We start from the raw sequence: 25,093 nt of genomic DNA, 5'->3' as shown, positions 1-25,093 counted from the left end.
ATCAATCTTTCTTTTAAATTTCTTTTAGGATGCATGTAATATTTGCTTCAGCTACAACTTTATTTTCAACCAATGCAATTCCCTTGTACTTCCAAAACCCTTTGATTCTTTTTTCTATTGAAATGGTCAAATTTAATTGATCACCAGGCACCACAGGCTTTTTAAATCTTGCATTATCCACTCCTGCAAAATAATAAACTGAATGATCGTTTGGCTTATCATTCATTGTTTTAAAAGATAATATTGCTGCAGCTTGAGCCATAGCCTCAATAATTAGAATTCCAGGCATCACTGGATAATGAGGAAAATGTCCAGGAAAGAATGGTTCGTTAATTGTTACATTTTTAATGGCTTCAATTTTTTTACCGACCTCATATGACAAAACTTTGTCAATCAGAACAAATGGATACCTATGGGGAAGATGGTCTAATATTTCATTAATATTCATTGAGGTGTTTTGTGTCATTTAATACCTTTTCTAATCATAAATTTAACTGCAAACTTTAACCAATCTTTGTGACTCAATGGAGGTAAGGCTCCAGTAAACCTTTGCCCCTCTTTTTTAATGGATCTTCCAATTGCTGTTGTAGGTGAAATTACAGTCTTGTCAGCAATGGAAATATTTGGAGCTATTCTAGCGCCTCCACCAATCATACACCCCTTACCTATCTTCGAACTTCCAGCAAAGCCTGCCATCGCTGCTATAATTGTATTTTCGCCTATTTCACAATTATGAGCAATATGAACTAAATTATCAATTTTTACTCCTGATTTGATAACAGTATTATCTATCGCTCCACAATCAATCGTTGTATTAGCGCCAATATGTACATTATCCTCGATAATCACACTACCTGTTTGTGGAATCTTTGACCAACTACCATCATCATCTGGTGCATAGCCAAAACCGTCAGTACCGATTCTTGCGCCAGAAAATAATATACAATTAATACCTATCTTTACATTATTCTCAATACTTACATTTGCATGAATAATTGTATTTTCACCAATTGCAACATTATCCCCAATAGAAACATTTGTACCAATTTGAATTTTTTTTCCTAATAAGCAATTATCTCCAATGACGGAATGAGCTCGTATATCATTATTTTTTTCAGGTTTTGAATTATTACCAAAAACAACAGATTCATGGATAGTGTGTTTGTCATTCTCACCAAGCTCATTGAATAAAGTAGCAATCTTAGAAAAAGCTAGATAAGGGTTTTTAACAAGAATATAATCTTTTTCCCAATACTTTAAATCATCATTTTTAATTAAAATAACTTTAGATTTTGTCTTCTTAAGCTTTGGAATATAAGATGAGTCTGACAAGAAGGAAATTGAACTAGCATTTGCGGAATCTAAAGAAGAAATATTATCGACTACAATATTGCCTGAGGAAGCTTTACCTCCAACTACCTCAGCCAACTCGGAACACTTAAATTCTTTCAACATTCACATACTTTTATTATTTAGTTTTACCTAAAACTTTAATAAGTTTATCAGTAATATCAATTTCTTTTGAGGCATAAGCTACACCTTGGTAAAGAATAAGATCATACTTATCTGTTTTAGCCATTTCCTCAATTGCTTCATTTATTTTTTCTTGTAATCTTCCAATTTCTTCACGTCTTCTAATATCAATATCTTCTCTTAACTCTCTTTCCATTCTTTGGGTTTCAATTTTTGAATTTTGTATTTTCTTTTGTGCCTTTTGGCGATCAGAAGCTGTCATTGTTAAACTATTTTTATTGAAATCTTTTTCTTGTTTCTGAATGGCTTTTACTTTCTTTTGAAGTTCATCCGTCCTAGATTTAAATTCTTTTTCAAGTTTTTTATTACTAGCAGCTGTTTGGGGCGCTTCCTTTAAAACCTTCTCTACAACAACATAGCCAATTTTGAATATTTCCATCTCAGCTGAAACTGACAGTGGTAGCAACAGAAATATACTAAAAATTATTGCTGAAAATTTACTGATCATGGTTATTTAGTTCCTTATCTTAAATTATATTAAAAATTCGTTCCCATTCCAAACTGGAATGATTCCGTTTCATCTTGAGCATCATCATTCAATGCCTTAGCAAATGATACATTGATTGGGCCAAATGGCGAAACCCACTGAATTGAAAGCCCTGCTGAGAATCTCATTTCATCTAGTGCAATATTCTCATCCTCCTCCCATACACCACCACCATCGATGAATGTTTCAAGCCTAACTTGATCTTTAAACATTCCTCCAGGAAGTGGGAAAAGGATTGAAGTGTTCGCTACAACCTTTGTAGTTCCTCCAGTTGAGACATAATCATCTTGTATGGTGTCGAAATACTGTTTTCCAATCGATGCTGCTTTATAGCCTCTTACAGAATTTGTGCCGCCTACATAATAATTTTGAAAGAATGGGTATGGATCGTCTCCATAAGAATGTGCATATCCTAAATTAAGTTTATTATTCCAAACGAATTCTTTAGACAGTGGGATATAGTCCACAACTTTTGCATTAATTTGATAATACTGCATATCAAGTAATGGTAAAGTAATTTCAGTGCTTAAATCATATTTATAACCATCTCTTGGATATATGGCGCTATCTCTTTTGTCAGAGGAGTATCCAAGAGATAAGACAGCTTCATTTTGATCACAACCACTGCTATCTCCACCCGAAACATCCTTACAATAATCTTTATACCTTTGCGGTGATGAATCAACAAGTGTAATGTCTGAAATATCAACATCAAAACCAATCCTAACAGTATCATACTCATTCATAGGAACTCCAAAACCTACGCCCAATCCATATGATTTTTTATCGTATTGCCCCGTATCCAAATCCTTTGTATTTGTTTCTTTCATGTAGGCTGTGAGTCTCCTAGAGATTCCGTCAAGAGTGAAATAAGGATCAATATGATTTATCTGGTAGATCGTGTTGACGCTACTAGTATTTATAGTTCCTGAAACTGTATTACCAGTTCCAAGAAAATTGGCTTGTGTTACAGAAAAGCTCCCCACCAACCCCTCGTCTGAACTTGCACCTGCTCCAAGCTTTACCGAACCTGTATTTTTTTCTTTAACGGCAACTGTTAAGTCAACTTGGTCAGAAATACCTGGGACAGAAACTGTTTTAATATCTACCCCCTCAAAATACTGAGTTCTTTTTAAACGTCTAGTCGAGTGATCAATTTTTTCTTTATCATAATAAGAAGCTTCAAACTGCCTCATCTCTCTTCTTAAAACTTTATCCTGAGTTCTTTCATTTCCTATAAAGCTTATACGTCTTACATAAGTCTTTTTTCCTGGATCAATAAAATAATTGAAACCAACCGTTAAATTGTTTTTATCAACATCTGGAATAGGGTTTACATTAGAGAACGCGTAACCATAATTACCAAGCTCTTGATTGATCGATTCTGTTGATTGATTTAGTAATTTTCTACTGAAAACTTCACCTTTAATTGTTTTAATATCCTTTTGAAAGATTGACTCTTCCGTCAATGGATAATATTTCCCACTTAATTTAATATCCCCAAAATTATATTTATCACCTTCATCTATAATGATTGAAATATAAACATTTTTTTTGGTTTCTGAAATACTTACAGTGGTATTTTTAATATCAAAGTCCAAATATCCTCTATCCATATAAAAAGAACGAATTTTTTCTAAGTCACCGACTAGGATTTGACGGGAGTATCTATCATCTTTATCCCACCATGATAAAAAACTTGTTGGCTTAAGATCGAGTCGGCTCAATAAATCTTCTTCATCAAAATTAGTTATGCCTATTATTTTTATTTCTTTAATTCTGGCTGTAGAGCCTTCATTTATATAAAAATCTATTGCAACACGATTTCTTTCTTGTGGAGTAACTTTTGTTTCAACAGTCGCTGAATAGAGGCCTAAATTAAGATATTGCAAGCTAATTTGACTTTTAACCTTTTTTAAGTTGGGTTCGTTAAAAATCAATCCCTCACCCAAATCCATTTGGAGCATACCTTCTTTGATTTTGTCAGGTTGCATAGCATCGGTACCATGAAAAGTAATTGTCGAGATGATAGGTTTTTCATTAACATTAATAATTACAACAGTTCCTTCTAAATCTATGCTTATATTTTTAAATTGCCCAGTTTTATATAGAAGCTGAATAGCTTCGCTAAAATTAGCTTCCTTAATTGGGGTATTTACCTCAAAAGGGATATTATCAAAAACTAATCCAGCATCTACTCTCTTTAGCCCTTGAACCTTGATATCAGAAATAGTATTCTCTTCTGCATAAACTGGCAAAATAATTGACACAACGGATAGGAATATTAAAATTATCTTTTTCATTAAAAAAAAATTTATTTTAAAAAAGACATTATATACTGCAATTTACGATATCAAAACTAATATTTCCCTTAAGTCATTGAGAATTAATGAAATTATAAATACTTAAGTATAAAATAAAGTATCTTTAAAAATTATTAGCCTTAGATAATCAATCAAACATAATTTACATAAAACGTATAAAAAACATTAATTTAAGGCGGCATGGAGTACTTTTTTGTTAATATTTATTTAATAAAATACTTCATATAATTTAAATAAAATATTGATTTAAAAGAAATTATTTAAAATTTTATTTGATTCCATTCTCGCTAAATTATCGATCTCAAGAATATGTTTAACTGAATTTATAGCTATAGATTCAGCTTTGAAAAGTGTTTTTTCAATTAATACTGAAATTTGTGTGAAATTTATTTTTTCTGATAAAAAGGCCTCAACAGCAACCTCATTAGCCGCATTTAAGTAAATACAATGCACGTCACCTTCAGCCAAACATTGATAAGCAAGATCTAGGCATGGAAATATGTCTAAATTAGGCTTAAAAAACTCAAGATTTGGTAATTTATCAAGCAAAACACCATCCACACCAGAGAAAATTCTGTCTGGATAGCTAAGCGCATAGGCTATAGGAACCCTCATATCAGGACTACCAAGTTGACTAAGTGAGCTTCCGTCAATAAACTCAACAAATGAATGAATAATACTTTGTGGGTGCATAACAACTTCTATTTTATCCATATTAAGTCTAAAAAGATGTGAAGCTTCAATAACCTCAAGTCCCTTATTCATCATTGTTGCTGAATCAATTGAAATCTTCTTCCCCATTTTCCAATTAGGATGATTTAAGGCTTCCTCAACTGTTACCTTTTTTAGGCTCTTAAGATTATGACTTCTAAATGGGCCTCCTGATGCAGTTAAAATAATTTTTTTTATCTCTTGAGAGTCGTTTTTAGATTGTAGTACTTGAAAAATAGCGTTATGTTCGCTATCTACAGGAATTAATGATGCGTTATTTTCTAAACAAATCTTATTTATTAGCTTTCCTGCCATAACCATAGATTCTTTATTTGCTAATAAAATTTGTTTGCCACTCTTTGCAGCTTCAATTGTAGAAATTAAACCAGCGCTTCCAGTAATAGCAGCCATTACTGTTGTTACATCTTCATGAGATGCTATAAAGTTGTACCCTGCTTCACCAAATAAAACTTTAGTTCCTAATTTTGTATCTTTGAGCTTATCAATCAATAGTTTTTTTGATGGTAAATCTTTAGTAACAATATAACTTGGTTTAAATTTAATTGTTTGCTCTAACAATAGATCAATATTATTAAAGCCACCTAATGCAAATACTTTAAATCTTTCAGGATGGAGATTAATTACAGACAAAGTACTTTTTCCAATACTTCCTGTAGAACCTAAAATGGAAATGATTTTCATATTATTGACTTTAATGCAATATCAGTATTGAAATATATATACATTAAAAAGAATATAGGTAAGGTGGGACAAAAACTATCCAACCTATCAAATAAGCCGCCGTGACCAGGTATAATTGAGCCGCTATCTTTTAAATTAGCTTGTCTTTTTAGAAATGACTGATAAATATCTCCAAAAATACTAAGGCAAGTTATTACTATTGCAAAAATTAACATAATACAGAAACTTAATGCAAAGAAATAAGCTAAGATGTAAGCAAAAATAATGTTGCAAATAAATCCACCAACAGCTCCTTCGATTGTTTTACCTGGACTTATGATTTTCGCCAACTTATTTCTTCCTAGTTTCTTCCCAATAAAAAAAGCTCCAATATCTGCAATCCAAATCATAATAAAAGGAATTAAAATTAAAAGTTTATTTTGAATAAAAATTATTAAAGTAACTAGAGCCATTGGCGTAACTAAAAAATAGCCATAAAAAATTTGAAACTTTATATTTGAAGATATTTTTTTATATTTAATATCTATAGGAACAAGAAAAAACCAAAAAAATAAACTAACCCAACTAATAAGAATTGAAAAATTAAATAAAATTATTGTAAGTTCATGGTCAAAATAATTTATATTTAAAAAAATAAATAGATTGAATAAAATAATTGGAGTTAAAGATAAAATCCAATAAATTATCAAAGCAAGACTTTTAAGCTTTAATATTTTTCCTAATTCATAAAGTAAAATAACACTTACTATAAAAACAATTATTAAAAAATATAGCGGATTTTTTGATAAAAAAGATGCTAAGAAAATAAATAACAAAATAGCAGCTGATAAAATTCTTTCTTTTAACATCATGATTAATTTGATATTGAACCAAATTTTCTTTCAGTATTTTGAAAGAAATATAAAGCATTTACAAATACTTTTTCGTCAAAATCCGGCCATAATTTTTTTGAAAAATAAAGTTCTGCGTATGCCGACTGCCATAATAAAAAATTACTCATTCTTTGTTGGCCCCCAGTTCTAATTAATAAATCGACATCATGCTGTCCCTTTGTATATAAGCAATTATTAATATTTTTTTCCGTAATTTTTTTTATATTTTTTTTATTCTCGTAAAAACTATTTACCGAATTAACAATATCATGCCTCCCACCATAATTTAGTGCTACATTAAGGATTAACCTTTTATTTCTTGACGTTTCTTTCTCAATCTCTTTTATTTTTAATTGCAGAGGTTCTGTCAGTATGGAGGTATCGCCAATGAATTTTAATTTTATTTTATTCGAATGAATTTTTTTTGATTCTTTTGAAATTGTTTCAGAAAACAGTTTTAAGAGGCCGTCCACTTCCTTGAGAGGTCTTTTCCAATTTTCTGTACTAAATGCATAAAGTGTAAGTGTGTCAATATTATATTTAATACAACATTCAATAATTTTTTTTGCAGATTGCAAGCCTCGGTTGTGACCGACCAACCTTGGCAACATCTTATTCTTTGCCCATCTACCATTGCCATCCATAATTACCGCAATGTGTTTAGGTATTTTATGTTTTTTGAGTAATTTTTTTTTAAAGAAATACAGTTTTTTTACTCTATATCGTTAATAAATCTTTTTCTTTTATATCTATCATAGAATCTATTTCAGATATAAACATATCTGTATTTTTTTGAATAATATCTTGAAGTTTTCTTTCCTCATCTTCGTTAATTTCTTTATTTTTAGTTAATTTTTTTAATTCATCATTTGAGTCTCTACGAATATTTCTTACGGAAATTTTACTACTCTCACCCTCGGATTTAACCACTTTAATCAAATCTTTTCTTCTCTCTTCTGTTAAAGGTGGCATTGGTACTCTTATCAAATCTCCCACACCAACAGGATTAAGTCCCAGGTCACTTTCTCTGATTACTTTCTCAATCACTGCTGAGAAGTTTTTTTCATAAGGCTGTATGGTTAATGTTGATGAATCGGCTACATTAATTGCTGCTACTTGGTTTAATGGGGTTAATGTTCCATAATAATCAATAGAAATGTGATCAAGAAGACTTGTGCTTGCTCTTCCTGTTCTAATTTTTGATAAATTATTTTGAAAAGACTCAATAGTCTTTTGCATCTTAACCTTTGAGTCAGTTAATAGTTCTTCCATTATATTTCCTCATCTTTTTTTAATTTATAGTAACTAAAGTCCCCTCTTCTTCGCCATGAATAAAGTTTAATAGCGCATTTTTTTTAAATAGACTTAATACTGCAATAGGCATCCCTTGATCTCTGCATAACGTAAATGCTGTTGAATCCATTACCTTTAATTTATTACTGATTACATCATCAAATGTAATTTTTTTAAATAACTTAGCGTCTTTCACCTTTTCTGGGTCAGCTGAAAAAATTCCCTCAACCTTTGTTGCTTTTATAACAACTTCAGCGTTTAATTCAATAGCTCTTAAAGCTGCTGCCGTATCAGTTGTAAAAAAAGGATTGCCAGTTCCAGCGGCAAAAATCACAACCTTATTATCCTCTATATATCTTATTGCCTTACCTCTTATATAGGGCTCTACTATTTGCTCAATTTTAATTGCTGACTGAACTCTGCTGATAATACCAATATGTTTCATCGCATCTTGTAAGGCAATTGCATTCATGACGGTAGCAAGCATACCCATATAGTCTGCAGTTGCACGGTCCATTCCCTTAGATCCAAGTGCTACGCCTCGAAAAATATTTCCTCCACCAATTACAATTGCTAATTCAACTCCAGAATCCACCATAAGATTGATTTCGCTGACAATTTTGCTAATAGTTTCTGGATTGACTCCAAATGCATCGTTTCCCATTAATGCCTCACCAGAAAGTTTTAAGAGAACTCTTTTGTATTTTAATTTATTCATAACTATCCGTTATTCTAGACTGTTTTAGATAAAAAAAAAGGAATGCTTAACAATCCTTTTTTTTAAATCACTACAATTTTTTTATTGTTGTGCAGCTGCAACCTCAGATGCGAAATCAACCTCTTTTTTCTCAATACCTTCACCAACAATAAAAAACTTAAACCCATTTATCGCTGAATTATTATTTTTAAGAAGTTGCTCAATTGTTTGTTTTTCATCTTTAACAAATACTTGATTTACCAATGTAATTTCTTTTAAAAATTTGTTAACTGTTCCAGTTGCTATTTTCTCAAGCATCTCTTCAGGCTTTCCTGCTTCCTTGGCTTTTTCAATCGCCACCCTTCTTTCAGCATCGATTAAATCCTGAGAGACACCACTTTGGTCAAGAGCTTTAGGTTTAGTGGCAGCAATATGCATAGCGATATCCTTACCTAAAACCTCATCAGATGATTTGATATCAACAATGACTCCCACTCTTCCTCCGTGGTTATACGAAAAAAGATTGTCTTTGGCAATTATCTTCTCAACCCTTCTGATTGTAATATTTTCCCCAATTTTACCTATCAATTCAGTTCTTATCTCCTCAACTGTTTTACCATCAATCGATAAATTAGATAATTGTTCAGAATCGTTTAAGTCATTTTCAACTGCTGCCTTTGTGATTTTTTTTACGAATGCAACAAATTCATCATTTTTTGAGCAGAAATCTGTTTCAGAATTTACTTCAACAAGCACTCCCGCCTTTTTATCATCTCTAATAAAGCAGGCAACAATTCCTTCTGCTGCGACTCTCGTTGATGCTTTTGAGGCTTTGTTTCCGAAACGAACTCTAAGTATTTCTTCGGCACGAGTGGCATCGCCATCCGCCTCGCTCAGTGCCTTTTTACAATCCATCATCGGCGCATCAGTTTTAGCTCTTAAGCTCATTACCATTTTTGCTGTAATTTCAGCCATACTTTATAAACTCCTAATTATTTTGTTATTCGCTATTTTTTTCAGTTTTAGGTTCAACTTTTTCAGGGTCTTCTTCTTTAACCATTTTTGCTAAATCATCAATGGCGCTCTTCTTTCCTTCAAGAACAGCATCTGCAATTCCTCTTGCATAAAGTCTGATTGCTCTACTTGAGTCATCATTACCTGGAATAACATAATCAATATCATCAATTGAATTATTTGTATCAACTACACCCAAGATAGGTATCCCTAGTTTTGTTGCTTCAACAACTGCCCCACTTTCATAACCAACATCAATCACAAAGATTGCATCCGGTAGTGAATTCATATTTTTAATACCACCGATTGATCTCTCTAATTTGTCATATTCTTTTTTAATTCCTAATGCTTCTTTCTTAGTAATTTTATCAACACTACCGTCTTCTAGACTAAGTTGTAATTCATTAAGGCGCTTAATTGATTGCTTAACTGTTTTGAAATTAGTTAGCATGCCCCCAAGCCATCGATGGTTGACATAAGCACAGTCAGCTCTAATGGCCTCTTCTTTAATAATTTCTCTTGCTTGTCTTTTTGTTGCAACAAAAAGAATTCGCCCTTTGTTTGCTGACAATGTTTTTACATATTTCATCGTCTCCTCAAACATAGGAAGAGTTTTTTCAAGATTAATTATATGAATTTTGTTTCTGTCACCGAAAATATACGGTGCCATTTTTGGATCCCAATATCTTGTTTGGTGTCCAAAGTGAACACCAGCTTCAAGCATTTGTCTCATCGTAACAGACATAGTTTTCTCCTTTAAGGGTTATTACTTCACTAAGTTTAAAAATGCTAAGCACCCTTAAAAAAACTTAGTGGAAATTTTAAAAATAAATCGGCAACATGATAACATATTTCAACAATTTATATATAAAACTCAAAGAAATTAAATATGCCAATTACAATTAATAATCAAGAAGATATAAAAAAGATGCGGATAGCTGGAAAGCTAGCATCTGAAGTTCTTGACTTTATTTCGCCCTACATAAAACCAGGTATTACAACAGAAAAAATTGATAGCCTATGTCATGATTTTATGACAAATGAGCAAGGGACTATTCCTGCTCCTCTTAATTACGCACCTCCCGGACATACGCCATTCCCAAAATCAATTTGTACATCGGTAAATAATCAAATATGTCATGGAATTCCTGGAGAAAAAATATTAAAAAAAGGTGATGTGGTAAATATTGATATTACCGTTATAAAAAATGGTTATCACGGAGATACAAGTCGTATGTTTTTTGTTGGAGAGCCATCAATTCAAGCAAAAAGACTTTGTGAAGTAACTTATCAGTCTATGTGGTTAGGGATAAGAGAGGTTAAAGCCGGTGCTTATCTTGGTGATATAGGCCATGCAATTCAAAGTTATGCTGAATCAAAATCTTACAGTGTGGTTAGAGAATTTTGTGGGCACGGCATCGGAAAAGTATTTCATGATGAACCACAGGTCCTGCATTATGGCACTCCAGGTGAAGGTCTCAAACTCGAAGCAGGCATGATTTTTACAATCGAGCCCATGATAAATGCAGGGAAAAAAGATATCAAAGTCCTACCAGATAACTGGACTGTTGTAACAAAGGATAGAAGCCTATCAGCTCAATGGGAACATACAATATTGGTCACAAGTGGGGGTTATGAGGTATTAACAGTATCAAAAGATACGCCAACACCATTTTTAGATTAAAATTTATTCATGCCTTCCCACACTGTAGCTACTGAGAAAAAAAGTTATCAAAGAAAATTCCAAAATCTTTGCAATCAATTCATAAAAAAAACAAACGGCTCACAATTCCTTAAAAAACACACTGAAATTGTTGATAATATGCTCATTAAGTTATGGATAGATAGTAATGTTTCTAAAAAAAATACGCTCATTGCCGTTGGCGGTTATGGCAGGAATGAGTTATTTCCCTATTCCGATGTTGACATACTGGTGCTTAATAGCAAAAAAAGTATAGAAAATGATGAAAACATTAGTCAATTCATCACGAAATGCTGGGATATAGGCTTAAAAATTGGTCATAGCGTTAGAAATCTTGCAGAAGTTAAAGAAGAATTTATTGCCGATATATCAACAGCTACCAACCTGCTTGAAGCGCGTCTTATATTTGGAAGTCATGATCTTTTCTTAAAATTCAACACAACAATTAATAAAACAATTAATATCGAAAAGTTCTTTAAAGAAAAAATGGCTGAACAATCTATTCGGCACCGCAAATACAGGGATTCAGCATATCAACTAGAGCCAAATATTAAAGAAAGTCCCGGAGGCCTAAGGGATTTACAAATGATACTGTGGATTGCCGCAAGTCAAAATAAAGGTAAATCCTTTGAAGAATTAAAACAGAGGGAAATTTTATCTGCTGATCAATATAAAAAAATTAGATTAACCACTAATAAGGTAAATAAGTATCGAATTCTCCTCCATATTTTATCTAAATCTACTGACGATAGACTCACATTTGATGTTCAAGCTAGGCTATCCAAAGCATTAGGATACCAGGCAAAGAATAATAAAAAATCTAGTGAAGTTTTAATGAAAAATTATTATAAATCAGTAAATTATATAATATTATTAAACGAAATTCTACTTAAGAAACTTGACCCAAATAATTCAAAATCTATTCAAATTAATAACCAATTTCCTTTTATCCTTTCAAATCATTTAATTGATATAGATAAAGAACATATTCCAATAATTGGTAAGTATGTTTTTGAGCCATTCATCCTCCTCCAAAAAACAAACAAGGCGCAAGGATTCGGGGCGAATCTTTTAGAGGCTTTGAATAACATCAGACCGACTATAAATGAAAAATTTAGAAACAATAAAATAAATCAATCTAAGTTTATCGAAGTTATTTCAGGTCGCGATAAAGTCAATCGATCATTACGCTTAATGAATAAATGTAATATTTTAGGTAACTTCATACCCGCATTTGGGAGAGTGGTTGCTCAAATGCAGCACGACCTCTTCCATATATATACAGTGGATGAGCACACCTTAAATGTTATTGAGAATATCAGACGCTTTAGTAAAGTAAGCTTGAAGTATGAGTTTCCTGAATGTCATGAAATATTTCTTAAATTTAAAAAACCATACTTATTGTACTTAGGTGCTATTTTTCACGATATTGCAAAAGGTCGAGGCGGAGATCATTCCGAGCTTGGCTTTTTTATAGCGATAAAATTTTGTAAAAAAATGTGTCTGCCAGAAAAGGAAATTCATCTAGTCGGATGGCTTGTTAAATCTCATTTAAAAATGTCTCAAATTGCACAAAAAAGTGATATCTCGGACCCACAGGTAATTCATGAGTTTAAAGATTTAGTTGGGACACAAACCTATCTTGATGCGCTATATCTCCTCACAGTAGCTGATATAAGAGGTACAAGCCCGCATGTATGGAACCAATGGAAAGCAAGCCTACTTTATGACTTATACACATCAACAACAAAATTATTAAGTGAGCAACATAAGTCACCAATTGATATGGTGAATGATCGAAAAAAAGAGGTGGCTAAAATTCTCTCTAAATATGCAATCAAAAAGAACCACTACGATGAATTTTGGCAGAAGCTTGATCTTAATTACTTCATGCGTTTCGATGCCAACGAAATAGCCTGGCAAACACGATTACTTATGCCACATACCCATTCAAATAATCCAATAGTAAGAATTCATCATCACAAAGGAAGCTTTATTGAGGTTCTTATTTACTCTAAAAATCAACCTTCATTATTTGAAAAAATAACAAACTTCTTCTATGAAAACCAATTGGATATTCTGGATGCAAAAATTTATACAACCTCACATGACTATGCGTTGGATATTTTTCATGTGCTGGATGATAACAATATAAATGAAAGCTATAACCAACTCTTCCAAAATCTTGAGCAAGGTTTAACTGAAATAATCCCTCGTAAATTTGAAAGTAAAGAAATAACTTTAAGAAAGACAAGGCAGGCCGAACACCATGATATCCAGACCGTCATTAATAATAAAATTATTAATGACACACAATTTGAATTAGAAATTATTACAGATTCGAGACCTGGGCTATTGAACATGATCAGCGGAGAGATTAATCAACTTAGCCTTGAAATTGATAAGGCAAGAATAAATACCTTAGGTAATAGAGCGGAAGATTTTTTTCTTATTACCTCAAAAAAAGTTGAGGAAACTACTATAAAACAGCTTAAAAAAAATATTCTAGAACGCTTAACTTAAGGTCTTAATATTTCATTAGAACTGCATTCCATTTTTTCACACCCTCTTCATGCAATGATTCTCCATCAGTATTAGCTGCTAGAGTAACGGGCATATCTTCAACTTCAAACTCATATATCGCCTCCATTCCCAACTCAGGAAATGCAATAAGCTTTGAAGACTTAATAGCTTGTGAAATTAGATAAGCTGAACCACCAACAGCAATCAAATAAACTGCTTTATTTTTCTTAATACTCTCTAATGCTTCCTTTCCTCTCTCAGCTTTACCAATCATGCCAATAACTCCGTAATCTTCAAGCATAAGGGATGAATACTTATCCATCCTGGATGAGGTTGTAGGTCCAGCTGGACCAACAACTTCATTACCCACTGGATCGACAGGACCCACATAATAAATAAAGCGATTTTTTAGGTCTAAGCCATCAGGTAATGGTTGATTCTTATCTGTCAATTCTTTTAATTTTTTATGCGCAGCATCTCTGGCAGTTAAGATTTTTCCACTAAGTAGTAAACTTTGCCCAAGCTTAAATTTTCCTAGATCTTTTTTTTGGAGGGTGTCTATGTTAACCCTTGTGCTCGTTTCTTTTGGTGACCACTCTGCTTTAGGCCATACTTCAAAATTGGGTGGTTTTAATTTAACTGGACCATCACCGCTCATTTTAAAGTGAATATGCCTATTAGCTGCACAATTAGGAATGATCGCCACTGGAAGTGAAGCTGCGTGCGTTGGATAATCTTTGACCTTAACGTCTAGGACGGTAGTGAGCCCACCCAACCCCTGAGCCCCTATGCCTAGACGATTGATTTTTTCATATAATTCAATTCTTAAACTTTCAATTTTGTTTGAAGGTCCTTTTTTGATTAATTCTTGAATATCGATAGTCTCAAATAGTGATTCTTTTGCCATTACCATCGCCTTATCCGCTGTACCACCAATACCTATACCTAAAACTCCAGGAGGACACCACCCGGCGCCCATTTTAGGTATTTCATCTATAATAAAATCAACAATATTATCTGATGGATTTAACATCCCCAGTACTGCCTTATTTTCTGAGCCGGCACCTTTTGCAGCAATACTTATATCTAAATCACTTCCTGGCACGAGGCTGACATGAACAACTGCAGGTGAATTATCTTTAGTATTTAATCGTTCTGATATTGGGTTTTTAACAATTGATGCTCTTAATGGATTTTCTTTATCAAGATATGCATTCCTGACGCCCTGATTAACCATTTCCTCGATTGTTTTATCAGAATCCCATCTAAGTTCCATACCTTGCTTAATAAAAACTGTAACAATACCGGTATCTTGGCATATTGGACGGTTTCCATATGCTGAAAGCTTTGAATTTGTTAAAATCTGTAGAATTGCATCCTTTGCAGCAGTTGATTTCTCAACCTCTAAAGCGCGATTCATTGCATGGATAAAATCCTCAGAATGATAATAAGAAATGTATTGAAGAGCGCTAGCAATCGATTCGGTAAAATCATTTTTTTTTATAATTGTCATTAGTTAATAGGATAAATTAATTTAACTAATGAATCATATTTTTTTGAATACTTAGAAGAATTTAAAATATTCCAAATATTATTGTCATCCATTTCTAAAAACTCTAATAAAAGTTTTTTCATTTCAATGGATAGTTGTTGCAATCTATTTTCGTAAAAGTTATTTAAAATCAAATCAAGCTCTAATAAACCTCTTCTGCAACGATATTTAATTTGATTATCAAGTATCATTTTTTGACTCATTTATATGGAATATTTTTTTTAAGGTTTGAAATTTTAGTTTTTTAGTTGTCATTTGCATTTTTTTGATGCCTGCAATTGCTTTTGAGGGACTTAAGCCTTTTGGGCAAACATCTGCACAATTCATAATATTGTGACAACGGTACAATCGATCAGGATCATCAAGATTGTCAAGACGCTCCTCTTTTGCGTCATCCCTACTATCTACTAAAAATCTATAAGCTTGTAATAAGCCTGCTGGCCCAACAAATTTATCAGGTTTCCACCAAAATGAAGGGCACGCGGTTGTACAGGCACCACACTGTATGCATTCATACAAGCCATCAAGCTTTTTTCTATCCTCTGGTGACTGTAAACGTTCTTTCTTAGGTGGGGGGTTTTTACTTTTAAGATATGGATCTATTGAATCGTAATGTTTAAAAAATTGCTTCATATCCACAACAAGATCTCTTATCACAGGAAGTCCAGGAATAGGTCTTATTACAATAGGTTTTTTTAAGTCGTCTATTTTAGTAACGCATGCTAAGCCATTTTTTCCATTTATGTTCATAGCATCAGAACCACAAACACCTTCACGGCATGACATCCTCATCGAAAGTGAATCATCCAAAGCTTTAATTTTTATTAATAAATCTAATAGCATCGTATCGGAATCAGTTCTCTTTACGTCGTAAAACTTGTTATATGGTTTTTTATCTTTATCTGGGTTAAATCTATAAATTGAGATTTTCATCTTAAACTCAATAGACTCTTTCTTTTAACGGAAATGATTTAACACTTAAAGGTTTCATTTTTACAGGTCGGTAATCTAAAGAACCATCTTTAGGGTTATATAAGGAATGTTGTAACCAAGAATTATCATCTCTTTCTGGAAAATCAGACCTTGAATGTGCCCCTCTACTTTCCTCTCTATTTTTAGCTGAAGCCATTGTTGCTAAAGCGACTTCAATTAAGTTTTGAAGCTCAAGCGCCTCCGTTCTTGCTGTGTTAAAAACTTTAGAATTATCTTTAATAGATATATTCTCAATTCTCTGCTTCAACTTATATACCTTAGCCAATCCCTCATTAAGTAGTTGTGGGAAACGAAATACACCACAATGTTTTTGCATTACCGCTCTTAATTCCTCACCTAGCTCCCTTGGGTCCTCCAGAGAGCTTTTTGTATTTATTTTTTTTAATCTTTCTATAGTTTTTCTTGTTACATCATTTGGTAGTTTTTTCAATTTCTTTCCTTTTGATGAATCTAGGATATGTTGACCAGCTGCTTTTCCAAAAACAATTAAATCTAAGAGGGAATTGGATCCCAGGCGATTTGCACCATGAACAGAAATGCATGCGCACTCTCCCACTGCATAAAAACCATTTACCTCTTTTTGTTTGATACCATCTCTGACTTGGCCATTTAAGGTTGTTGGAATCCCTCCCATCATATAATGGACTGTTGGGACAACAGGGACTGGTTCCTTAACGGGGTCCACATTTGCAAATTTAATTGAGATCTCTCTAATACCGGGTAACTTTTCGTTAATTAATTCTTCACCCAGGTGAGATAAAGTGAGATAAACACCATTTTTATTTGTACCAATTCCTCTGCCCTCTAAAACCTCTTGAGCGATTGCTCTAGAAACGATATCTCTACTTGCTAAATCTTTTGCGCTAGGTGCGTAACGTTCCATAAAGCGTTCATTATTTGAATTTATTAAATAGCCTCCTTCACCGCGTACACCCTCTGTAACTAGGACACCCGCACCAAGAATTCCAGTAGGATGAAATTGCCAAAACTCCATATCTTCTAAGCTAATATTTGCTCTTGCAGCCATGCCAAGGCCATCGCCTGTGTTAATAAATGCATTAGTGCTTGCTTGAAAAATCCTTCCCGCTCCACCTGTAGCAAAAATGGTATTCTTTGCATGAAAGATTCCCAAATCCCCTGTCTGTAATTCCAAAGCAATTAATCCAAGAACATCTCCGTCCTCATCTCTAATAAGATCTAAACCAATCCATTCTATAAAAAATTGGGTCTGCAGTTCAATATTTTTTTGATAAAGAGTATGCAACATGGCATGTCCCGTTCTATCTGCCACCGCACAAGTTCTTGAGATTGATGACTCACCAAAGTTTTTTGTCATTCCACCAAATGGTCTTTGATAAATGCGGCCATCAGCATTTCTATCAAAAGGCATTCCCATATGCTCAAGTTCATATATCGCCTCAGCTGCATTTTTACACATGTATTCGATAGCGTCCTGGTCACCTAAATAATCTGATCCTTTGATCGTGTCATACATATGCCATAACCATTTATCATCAGAAACATTTGCTAGCGCTGCAGCAATGCCACCTTGGGCAGCAACAGTATGAGATCTTGTGGGAAAAACTTTTGAAATAACAGCGACCCTTTGGCCCGCTCCGGAAAGTTGTATAGATGTTCTTAATCCAGCGCCGCCGCCACCAACAACAATAGAATCAAATTTAAAATTTTTAACCATTGAAAATTACCATTAAGAAATAAGGCAAATATATAATTTGTGCGAGCGTCAAAAGTAAAAAAATTATATTTATTAAAGCCTTCAAAAAACTTAATTTAATATAATCATCAATAACATGTTGAATCCCTATCCATGCATGAATAATCATAAATATAAAAAAAATTGAGGTTGTACATCTCATCCATAAAGGCGACATAAAAGCCACCCAAGACTCGAAGGTAAATATATTAAATAAAAAATAAAATACAATGATTGCTAAGTAGGCAATCATGAAAAATGCTGTGAACCGTTGATAAAGCCATTGCGTCATTCCACCAAATGGAGATTTTAGGCTAACTCTACTCAAATCAAAAATACCAGTGCAGTAAAAATATAACTTAGTATTAATACCGTTTTACTGGTTAGCCTCGCAATGATTAAATCATTTCCAATCTGCAAATCTAATAATAAATGCCGACATCCTGCAATAAAATGATGAAAGGTACCCCACACTAACAATGCACTTAAAATCCTTACAGGCCATAAATCAAAGATTGATATGACATTAGCAAAAGCATTTGAAGACATTAAAGTAATTGAAAACCCAATCGTAATAAATGGCATAAGTAAAAAAATGATAACGCCACTCATACGATGCATTATTGATACGATAGCGGGAATTGGGAATCGAATGGTGAATAGATTCAAGTTTTTAGGTTGTTTATTCATAGTCTGAATCAAGCTGCATTTTGAACAGCATTTGCAACCCAATCAATCAATCTTGAATCAAAGGGTTTTGGAATTATATATTCAGGACCAAAAGTTAATGATTTTAAGCCGTAGGCCTCAAGAACATCTTGTGGAACTGGCTCCTTAGCTAGGCTTGCTAATGCTTTTGAAGCAGCTATGAGCATTTTATCGTTTATTTCGGTTGCTTTAGCGTCTAAAGCCCCCCTAAATAAAAATGGGAATCCAAGAACATTGTTTACTTGATTGGGAAAGTCAGATCTGCCTGTAGCCATCACAATATCATCTCTAATTTGATGAGCATCAGAAGGAAGTATTTCAGGATCTGGGTTAGCTAATGCAAAAATAATGGGATCAGCTGACATACTCAATAGATGTGATTCTTTTAAAAGGTTGGCTCCCGAAACACCAATGAATACATCAGCATCAACAATGTATTCATCAAATGTATTACTTTGTGTATCTATAGCAAGATCTTGATTATATTGATTTAAATCTTTTCTATTTTTATTTAGAACGCCTTTCCTATCAACCAAGGCAATATTTTTTGCACCCATTTTTTTAAGGAGTCTTGCACAGGAACACCCAGCTGCACCAGCACCTAAAAAAACAATCTTAACTTCTTCAATCTTCTTTTTTTGAATTTCAAGGGCATTCACCAATCCCGCTGCAACAATAACTGCAGTGCCATGTTGGTCATCATGAAAGACGGGGATATCTAACCTTTTTTTTAACTCATTTTCAATATAAAAACAGTTTGGTGCTGCAATATCCTCTAAGTTAATACCTCCAAAAGTCGGTGCTATATTTTCAACTGTTCTTATAAATTCATCTGGATCCTTACAATTTACCTCAATATCAAAGACATCAATACCTGCAAATCTTTTAAATAACACGCCTTTACCCTCCATCACAGGCTTACCTGCTAAGGCTCCAACATTTCCTAGACCAAGTACTGCAGATCCATCCGTAATAACCGCAACCAGATTTCCTTTGTTCGTAAACCTATAAGCATTTTTTTCGTCTTTTGCTATTTCTTTTACGGGAACTGCAACGCCTGGTGTGTATGCTAGAGATAATTCCTCTGCAGTTTCACAGGCTTTAGATGATTCAACTCTTAATTTACCTGGCTTAGGATATTCGTGGTAATCCAAGGCTTTTTTTTCATTTGATTTCATTAAGTTTTCCTAGTCAAGTTCTGATCGATAAAAGTGGTTATCTGTTACATAAAGACCTAATCTCCATTCAAGAGGTTTGTTCTTATAGGTATAAGAAATACGTTCAACACTTAATAGTGGGTGCTTTTCTTGTACTTTTAAATGAGAAGCTGTTTCTGAATTAGCAGTAATAGCTATAATTTTCTCGTCAGCTCGTAACATCCTTACTCCAAAATCAGTCTCATACATTCGATACATTGATCCATTATTTTTGACAATCATTTCAGCAGTTAAACCTCTAAATGATTGGGCTGGTATTTTTATGACATCTAAAATTAATGGTTTTTCATTGAAGGTTAATATCCTAGTTACAGAAATAATAGTTGATGATGGGTTTATGTTTAATATTTTTGCAAGTTTATTGGTAGCTTTTTCTTTAGAGAAAGAGATTAATTGATTATCTAACTTTTCATTTAACCCAAATTGTGAAGTTAATCTTAAGAAACGTAGCTGAATATTCTCCTCATTATGGGTAGCAACATAGGTGCCCTTTCCCTGTCTACGAACTAGAATACTTTCAGCACTAAGATCATCAATTGCCTTTCTAACAGTGCCTTGGCTAACATCATATATGTTTGCGAGTTCAATTTCACTCGGTATAGCCTCACCAGGACCCCATTCGCCTTGAATCAAGCTTTGCGTTATTTTCTTTTTAACTTCCACGTAAAGTAGTTCCATATATCACCTCTTTGCTTTCTAGTCTTATATATCATATATAAGACTAGATCAAGAATCAATTGATTATATGAATTAGTTATAAAGAAATTTTGGTAGATATTGTTTGAAAAAAAGAAGTGTTATAAAAATAAATCTTCTTTTATAACTAAAAGCTCCTGGTCAGGGTTTTTGTAAGATTCATATGTCCTTAAACCAGATCGGTTATACCAATAACGACTGTTAGATTCATCTCCCTCAATTTTATGTAAAACTGCGTGAATCCATTGCGCAAAGTCTGTATTTATTTCTTGAACAATTGCATGGGCCTCGTCCCACTTACCAGAAAGTGCGAGGTCGACAGCTTTAATACATTCTTGATTATTATTAATCAACTAATTGCTTCTCTTGCTCAACTCTATAACTACAATTAGCATCATGTTTATTTAATAAACCATTGATAAATAAGGATTCTTTTTTACATATTGAACATCTATATAGATTAAGGCCTGGCTCTATTTTCTCTTGTGGGTAGTCGATGTAGTATTCTTTTTTCATTCTTAAAACACCCTTTAAATGCCTATAAACGTAACTGACCCAGCTTTCATGTCAGGCACAACTAAAACCTTATTGTCATGAACTAGTGCAATATCCGCAGCAGCCTCAAAACCATCTGCGACAACATCTGTTTTTCCATTTTTAAATGAATATATGGTTCCTTTTGTCCAACTGCTAATATAGATCGTATCCTTCTTAATTGCTAGGCCATCCCCACCCTCAAAACCTTCACCTAATTTTTTAATGCCTTGGTTTTTTAAATCGCCTTCTAACAAATCACCTGCCCAATCAACAATTAGTAACTTTGAATCATTTAGTACTAAAAGCCCATTAGGTGCTTTAATAAGATCATTTCCTTCAAATAAAAGATCAATCTCGCCAGATGTATTTACTGCAAAAATAAATCCGCTCTCTTTAAAGTCTCCACTGTCACTGACATATAAAGTTCCGTTGCTTGAAACATCGATATCGTTAAAGAATACAGGCGCCTTTGGAAACAACATTGTTCCAGCATAGACCTGCCATGTGCCGTCTAGATCTACCTCAATCACTACGTCACGATCAGTGACATATAGTTTATCATTGTAAAACACGATACCCTTTGGATCATAAAGGCCAGATGCCACAGTCTCTATGGTTCCATCTCGGTTAATCTTGCTAATCTTTCCATCTTTATCAATATCACGCTCACCAATCTCTGAAACATAAATAGAGCCATCAGGGCCTTCTGCAACAGACTCTGGCATCAAAAAGCCCTCATATTTTTTATTTGAATTACTTCCACAGCCGCCAAGAGTAAAGCTCACTAGAATAATTAAAAAAAGATTTTGTAATATTTTATTCATTTCACATCCTTATAAAATTTTAGATAGTTTCCATAAATATGATTTTGGACTATCACTAATTAGGTAAATATTTCCATTATAGTCAATTTTAAAATCTCTTATTCTCCCAATCTTATCATTGAAGATAATTTCCTTTGCAACAATTTCGTTATTCTTGACATCCAGCCTAATTAAACTTTCGCCATTTAATGATGCAACTAATAAATCGCCTTGCCATTCAGGAAACGCCCTGCCCTCATAAAATTGAATGCTACTGACTCCCATCGAAGGGACCCAGCTTATTAAGGGCTTCTTATACTTATTTTTAAAGGGGCTATCCCCAATACTCAGACCATAGTATTCTCTTCCACCCCAAGCAATATCCTTCCAACCATAATTTGACCCAAACTCAACTTCTCCTATATGATCTCCGCCGCGTGGGCCATGACTTGAGAAATATATCTCATCATCATGAGGAGAGATAGCTATTCCTTGTGGATTCCTCACACCGATGACATAGATTTCTGGTAACCAATCCTTTTCCTTTATAAAACGTGGGTTATCGGGTGGGATTGTACCATCTGTCTTGATACGAACAATACTCCCTGGGTGCTTTGAGGGATCTTGAGAGATCATACCTTGACCTCTTTCTCCAAAGCTTACAAATAAGTCGTCTCCTTTGATAGCTATTCTAGAACCGTAATGCCGATTTTCTAAAAATTCAGGTTTTGCGATCAGCAGTATCTCAAAATCTTTAATTTCATTTTCAATTAATCTCCCGCGAGCGATTGCCGTACTTGATTTTTTGCTTAATTGTTTTGATCGATTTAATTTAGATGATTTATGGCTATATGTGAAATAAGTATAACCATCTGAAGGGTTAAAATAAACATCAAGCAGGCCTCCTTGCCCACCACCGTCATAACCTATATGAGGGATATTATGTTTAATTTTTTGCTTTTTACCTGATAGAACATCCACTTTATAAAGGCCGCCATCTTTTTCCGTAATGACAACGTTTGTTTTGTCAATAAATGACAGTGCCCACGGATAACTTAGGTCTTTCGCAGACTTTTCTAAAGTGAATTTAGTTTTGGTAACATCATACTTTCTGTAATCATCAATAATTGTTTCGGCCAATGATAAAACTGGCGTAAAAAAAATAAGAAAAATTAAGAAATTATTTTTCTTGATAAAGTTCACAAGCTCTGACTCCATCCTTTCTGCCTACTTTATAGCCTTTACTGTACTCAGCTGAATCCCAATGACCATTGATTGAAATTTTACTAACTTCACACTGAGTATTAAACCCCTCAGCATATCCATCATCATATCCAGACTCGAAGGTTTGTTCATCATGACTACAACCAAGAACCATAATTTGTAACATAAGAAAAATAATAGGTAATTTTTTCATTATTTCTTTTTTAATTTTTGTCTTATAAAGATTGCGATAATAAGAACCCCAAACCAAATAAAAATAAAAGCACTTCCCATTACACTCCCAAAAACTGTATTTGGGTTAAATTGATTGTGTATTAATAAGCCAATAAAAGCCCAAAGACCAAAAACTAAAATCCATTTTTTTATTTTTTTCATAGACATCAATCATATTGGGTTAAAATTTATTTAATTACCGTACTTTTAAATATGTTTATGTTATCAAAAAAATCATTCATTTTCTCTTTATTACTTATCGTAAGCTTTTTTCTAGGGGCACAGTTTTTAAAACAAGAAATATGGCCTTTTGGACGAGGTTACGATGACACTATAAAAAAATTCTTAAAATATGGATTTGATTATAAGGATATCGTAACTGAAGAAACAAGAATTCAAAATTTAAGAAAATTTTATTTAGATTTAGAATTAAATGCGAAAAAGTCTTTAAGAAATATTACCGCTTCAAAAGAAAATGATGTTTTATTAGCTGATGGATTAGTGATGGATAAATATTTAATTGAACCTCAAATATTTGCCCACGGGATTGCAAAGATAACCCCTGGAAGTGGATATCTAGACTTTTATGATGACAAATTATTTATTTTATCCTCAAGAGGTATATTGGGATTCTCTGATTATATTGGCAACGAAAAGATCGAGTTTCAGCAAGTTGAAAATAATCTAAATTTATTTTTAAATGAAAAACAGTTTTTAAAAGGAGATGAGTCCGAATCAAGATTTTCTTTTAAAGATTTGACAATTTCAAATAATTTAATTTTTTTATCATATACCGAAGAAATTTCAAATGATTGCTGGAATACCGGAGTCCTCTTTTCAAAGATAGACTATAAAAAAATTAACTTTATAAAGTTATTTTCAGCAACTGACTGCATAAAATTCAATCGAAAATTTAACGCTCATGAAGCTGGTGGCAGAATTGTAGCATTTGATAATGATCACATTCTTCTTTCAATTGGCACATATGGACGTAAATCAAGCTATCTATCTCAAGAAATCTCAAAAGTTAATGGGAAAATTATAAAAATTAATATCCATGATACAACCTACGAGATTATTTCTATGGGACACCGCAATCCAGAAGGTTTATATTATGATAAAAAAAATAATTTTTTACTTGAAACTGAACATGGGCCAGCTGGTGGTGATGAGATTAATATAATTGAATTTAATGAGTTAGCAGCTAAAAAAAAGAACTATGGATGGCCTCTTGCATCATATGGCGCTCATTATGGAGAAGAGGCACCTATCTCCAAATCGCATAAAGTAAAAAGCTTTATAGAACCGATTAAATATTTTGTTCCTTCGATTGGAATTTCTGAAGTTATAAAAATAGGAAAAAAAACATATGTTGCAGCATCAATGGCAAATAAATCTCTATGGTTCTTTAAATTAAATTCTAAAAAAATGCCGACAGAATTAAAAAGAATATCTGTGAAAGAGAGAATAAGAGACTTAAAATTTAAAGATAAAAAACTATTTCTCTTCCTTGAAGATACTGCTTCTATTGGGATTATTCCTTTGAGTAATAAAGGTATTTGATAACTAAACTCATGA

28 protein-coding genes are annotated in these 25,093 nt (G+C 33.1%); 3 read left to right on the top strand and 25 right to left on the bottom strand.

The window, feature by feature from the left end; all coding sequences use genetic code 11:
* Positions 1–13: 13 nt before the first annotated feature.
* The 11 genes from fabZ to rpsB all read right to left on the bottom strand — a co-directional run bounded on the left by fabZ (position 14) and on the right by rpsB (position 10,378).
* On the bottom strand, positions 14–466 hold the full coding sequence (gene fabZ / locus K6112_00830; GenBank protein QZP17934.1) for a 3-hydroxyacyl-ACP dehydratase FabZ: 453 nt from the start codon (positions 464–466) through the stop codon (positions 14–16).
* Positions 463–1,455: a UDP-3-O-(3-hydroxymyristoyl)glucosamine N-acyltransferase gene (gene lpxD, locus K6112_00825; protein ID QZP17933.1), complete on the bottom strand. Its 993-nt coding sequence runs from the start codon at positions 1,453–1,455 to the stop codon at positions 463–465. The genes fabZ and lpxD overlap by 4 nt, the downstream gene beginning before the upstream one ends.
* 13 nt (positions 1,456–1,468) lie before the next feature.
* The gene (locus tag K6112_00820; GenBank protein QZP17932.1) at positions 1,469–1,981 is read right to left on the bottom strand and encodes an OmpH family outer membrane protein; all 513 of its coding nucleotides are present in this window, start codon (positions 1,979–1,981) and stop codon (positions 1,469–1,471) included.
* A gap of 29 nt (positions 1,982–2,010) precedes the next feature.
* Positions 2,011–4,323, bottom strand: a complete 2,313-nt coding sequence (gene bamA / locus K6112_00815; protein ID QZP17931.1) for an outer membrane protein assembly factor BamA — start codon at positions 4,321–4,323, stop codon at positions 2,011–2,013.
* Between the two features lie 267 nt (positions 4,324–4,590).
* Complete coding sequence (dxr, locus tag K6112_00810) at positions 4,591–5,757, bottom strand: 1-deoxy-D-xylulose-5-phosphate reductoisomerase (protein QZP17930.1); 1,167 nt, start codon at positions 5,755–5,757, stop codon at positions 4,591–4,593.
* Positions 5,754–6,608: a phosphatidate cytidylyltransferase gene (locus K6112_00805; GenBank protein ID QZP17929.1), complete on the bottom strand. Its 855-nt coding sequence runs from the start codon at positions 6,606–6,608 to the stop codon at positions 5,754–5,756. Before K6112_00805 ends, dxr begins: the two co-directional genes overlap by 4 nt.
* 2 nt (positions 6,609–6,610) lie before the next feature.
* Positions 6,611–7,273, bottom strand: coding sequence for a di-trans,poly-cis-decaprenylcistransferase (uppS, locus tag K6112_00800; GenBank protein QZP17928.1), 663 nt, complete (start codon positions 7,271–7,273; stop codon positions 6,611–6,613).
* Positions 7,274–7,346: 73 nt separating this feature from the next.
* A complete protein-coding gene (gene frr, locus K6112_00795; GenBank protein ID QZP18440.1) occupies positions 7,347–7,904 on the bottom strand; it encodes a ribosome recycling factor in 558 nt (185 codons plus the stop codon).
* 16 nt (positions 7,905–7,920) lie between these two features.
* Positions 7,921–8,640, bottom strand: a complete 720-nt coding sequence (gene pyrH, locus K6112_00790; GenBank protein QZP17927.1) for a UMP kinase — start codon at positions 8,638–8,640, stop codon at positions 7,921–7,923.
* A gap of 81 nt (positions 8,641–8,721) precedes the next feature.
* Positions 8,722–9,594 carry a translation elongation factor Ts gene (gene tsf, locus K6112_00785; GenBank protein QZP17926.1) on the bottom strand — a complete coding sequence of 291 codons (873 nt, stop codon included), beginning with the start codon at positions 9,592–9,594 and terminating at the stop codon, positions 8,722–8,724.
* Positions 9,595–9,619: 25 nt separating this feature from the next.
* Positions 9,620–10,378 (bottom strand): 30S ribosomal protein S2, encoded by a 759-nt coding sequence (gene rpsB, locus K6112_00780; GenBank protein ID QZP17925.1) that lies wholly within the window; start codon positions 10,376–10,378, stop codon positions 9,620–9,622.
* Between the two features lie 144 nt (positions 10,379–10,522).
* On the opposite strand from rpsB, the gene map reads away from it, so the two are divergent.
* Complete coding sequence (gene map, locus K6112_00775) at positions 10,523–11,317, top strand: type I methionyl aminopeptidase (protein QZP17924.1); 795 nt, start codon at positions 10,523–10,525, stop codon at positions 11,315–11,317.
* A gap of 9 nt (positions 11,318–11,326) precedes the next feature.
* Positions 11,327–13,858 carry a [protein-PII] uridylyltransferase gene (gene glnD, locus K6112_00770; GenBank protein QZP17923.1) on the top strand — a complete coding sequence of 844 codons (2,532 nt, stop codon included), beginning with the start codon at positions 11,327–11,329 and terminating at the stop codon, positions 13,856–13,858.
* 4 nt (positions 13,859–13,862) lie between these two features.
* Here the strand turns inward: glnD and K6112_00765 are convergent, their stop codons facing one another.
* From K6112_00765 to K6112_00700, 14 genes are all read right to left on the bottom strand, one after another.
* Positions 13,863–15,371 carry a fumarate hydratase gene (locus tag K6112_00765; protein ID QZP17922.1) on the bottom strand — a complete coding sequence of 503 codons (1,509 nt, stop codon included), beginning with the start codon at positions 15,369–15,371 and terminating at the stop codon, positions 13,863–13,865.
* Positions 15,371–15,613: a succinate dehydrogenase assembly factor 2 gene (locus K6112_00760; GenBank protein QZP17921.1), complete on the bottom strand. Its 243-nt coding sequence runs from the start codon at positions 15,611–15,613 to the stop codon at positions 15,371–15,373. Before K6112_00760 ends, K6112_00765 begins: the two co-directional genes overlap by 1 nt.
* Complete coding sequence (locus K6112_00755) at positions 15,591–16,343, bottom strand: succinate dehydrogenase iron-sulfur subunit (GenBank protein QZP17920.1); 753 nt, start codon at positions 16,341–16,343, stop codon at positions 15,591–15,593. Before K6112_00755 ends, K6112_00760 begins: the two co-directional genes overlap by 23 nt.
* Before the next feature lie 7 nt (positions 16,344–16,350).
* Positions 16,351–18,099, bottom strand: a complete 1,749-nt coding sequence (sdhA, locus tag K6112_00750) for a succinate dehydrogenase flavoprotein subunit (GenBank protein QZP17919.1) — start codon at positions 18,097–18,099, stop codon at positions 16,351–16,353.
* Positions 18,092–18,445 (bottom strand): succinate dehydrogenase, hydrophobic membrane anchor protein, encoded by a 354-nt coding sequence (gene sdhD / locus K6112_00745; GenBank protein ID QZP17918.1) that lies wholly within the window; start codon positions 18,443–18,445, stop codon positions 18,092–18,094. The genes sdhA and sdhD overlap by 8 nt, the downstream gene beginning before the upstream one ends.
* The gene (gene sdhC, locus K6112_00740) at positions 18,442–18,807 is read right to left on the bottom strand and encodes a succinate dehydrogenase, cytochrome b556 subunit (protein ID QZP17917.1); all 366 of its coding nucleotides are present in this window, start codon (positions 18,805–18,807) and stop codon (positions 18,442–18,444) included. The genes sdhD and sdhC overlap by 4 nt, the downstream gene beginning before the upstream one ends.
* 8 nt (positions 18,808–18,815) lie before the next feature.
* A complete protein-coding gene (locus tag K6112_00735) occupies positions 18,816–20,003 on the bottom strand; it encodes a malate dehydrogenase (GenBank protein QZP17916.1) in 1,188 nt (395 codons plus the stop codon).
* Between the two features lie 9 nt (positions 20,004–20,012).
* The gene (locus tag K6112_00730; protein QZP17915.1) at positions 20,013–20,720 is read right to left on the bottom strand and encodes a GntR family transcriptional regulator; all 708 of its coding nucleotides are present in this window, start codon (positions 20,718–20,720) and stop codon (positions 20,013–20,015) included.
* Between the two features lie 119 nt (positions 20,721–20,839).
* Positions 20,840–21,088, bottom strand: a complete 249-nt coding sequence (locus K6112_00725; protein ID QZP18439.1) for a hypothetical protein — start codon at positions 21,086–21,088, stop codon at positions 20,840–20,842.
* Positions 21,084–21,254, bottom strand: a complete 171-nt coding sequence (locus K6112_00720; protein ID QZP17914.1) for a hypothetical protein — start codon at positions 21,252–21,254, stop codon at positions 21,084–21,086. The genes K6112_00725 and K6112_00720 overlap by 5 nt, the downstream gene beginning before the upstream one ends.
* Before the next feature lie 14 nt (positions 21,255–21,268).
* On the bottom strand, positions 21,269–22,099 hold the full coding sequence (locus K6112_00715; protein QZP17913.1) for a gluconolaconase: 831 nt from the start codon (positions 22,097–22,099) through the stop codon (positions 21,269–21,271).
* Between the two features lie 9 nt (positions 22,100–22,108).
* Entirely contained in the window at positions 22,109–23,296 is a 1,188-nt protein-coding gene (locus tag K6112_00710) for a PQQ-dependent sugar dehydrogenase (GenBank protein QZP17912.1), read from the bottom strand.
* Positions 23,259–23,495, bottom strand: coding sequence for a hypothetical protein (locus K6112_00705; protein QZP17911.1), 237 nt, complete (start codon positions 23,493–23,495; stop codon positions 23,259–23,261). The genes K6112_00710 and K6112_00705 overlap by 38 nt, the downstream gene beginning before the upstream one ends.
* Positions 23,495–23,677, bottom strand: coding sequence for a hypothetical protein (locus tag K6112_00700; GenBank protein ID QZP17910.1), 183 nt, complete (start codon positions 23,675–23,677; stop codon positions 23,495–23,497). Before K6112_00700 ends, K6112_00705 begins: the two co-directional genes overlap by 1 nt.
* Positions 23,678–23,734: 57 nt before the next feature.
* On the opposite strand from K6112_00700, the gene K6112_00695 reads away from it, so the two are divergent.
* Positions 23,735–25,078, top strand: a complete 1,344-nt coding sequence (locus tag K6112_00695) for a PQQ-dependent sugar dehydrogenase (GenBank protein ID QZP17909.1) — start codon at positions 23,735–23,737, stop codon at positions 25,076–25,078.
* The last annotated feature ends 15 nt before the right edge of the window (positions 25,079–25,093 follow it).

The sequence above is a fragment of the Methylophilales bacterium genome, from assembly GCA_019823025.1.
Taxonomy (GTDB): Bacteria; Pseudomonadota; Gammaproteobacteria; order Burkholderiales; family Methylophilaceae; genus BACL14.
The sequence above is the reverse complement of the archived record's forward strand: the minus strand, read 5'-3'. Positions and strand labels throughout refer to the sequence as shown.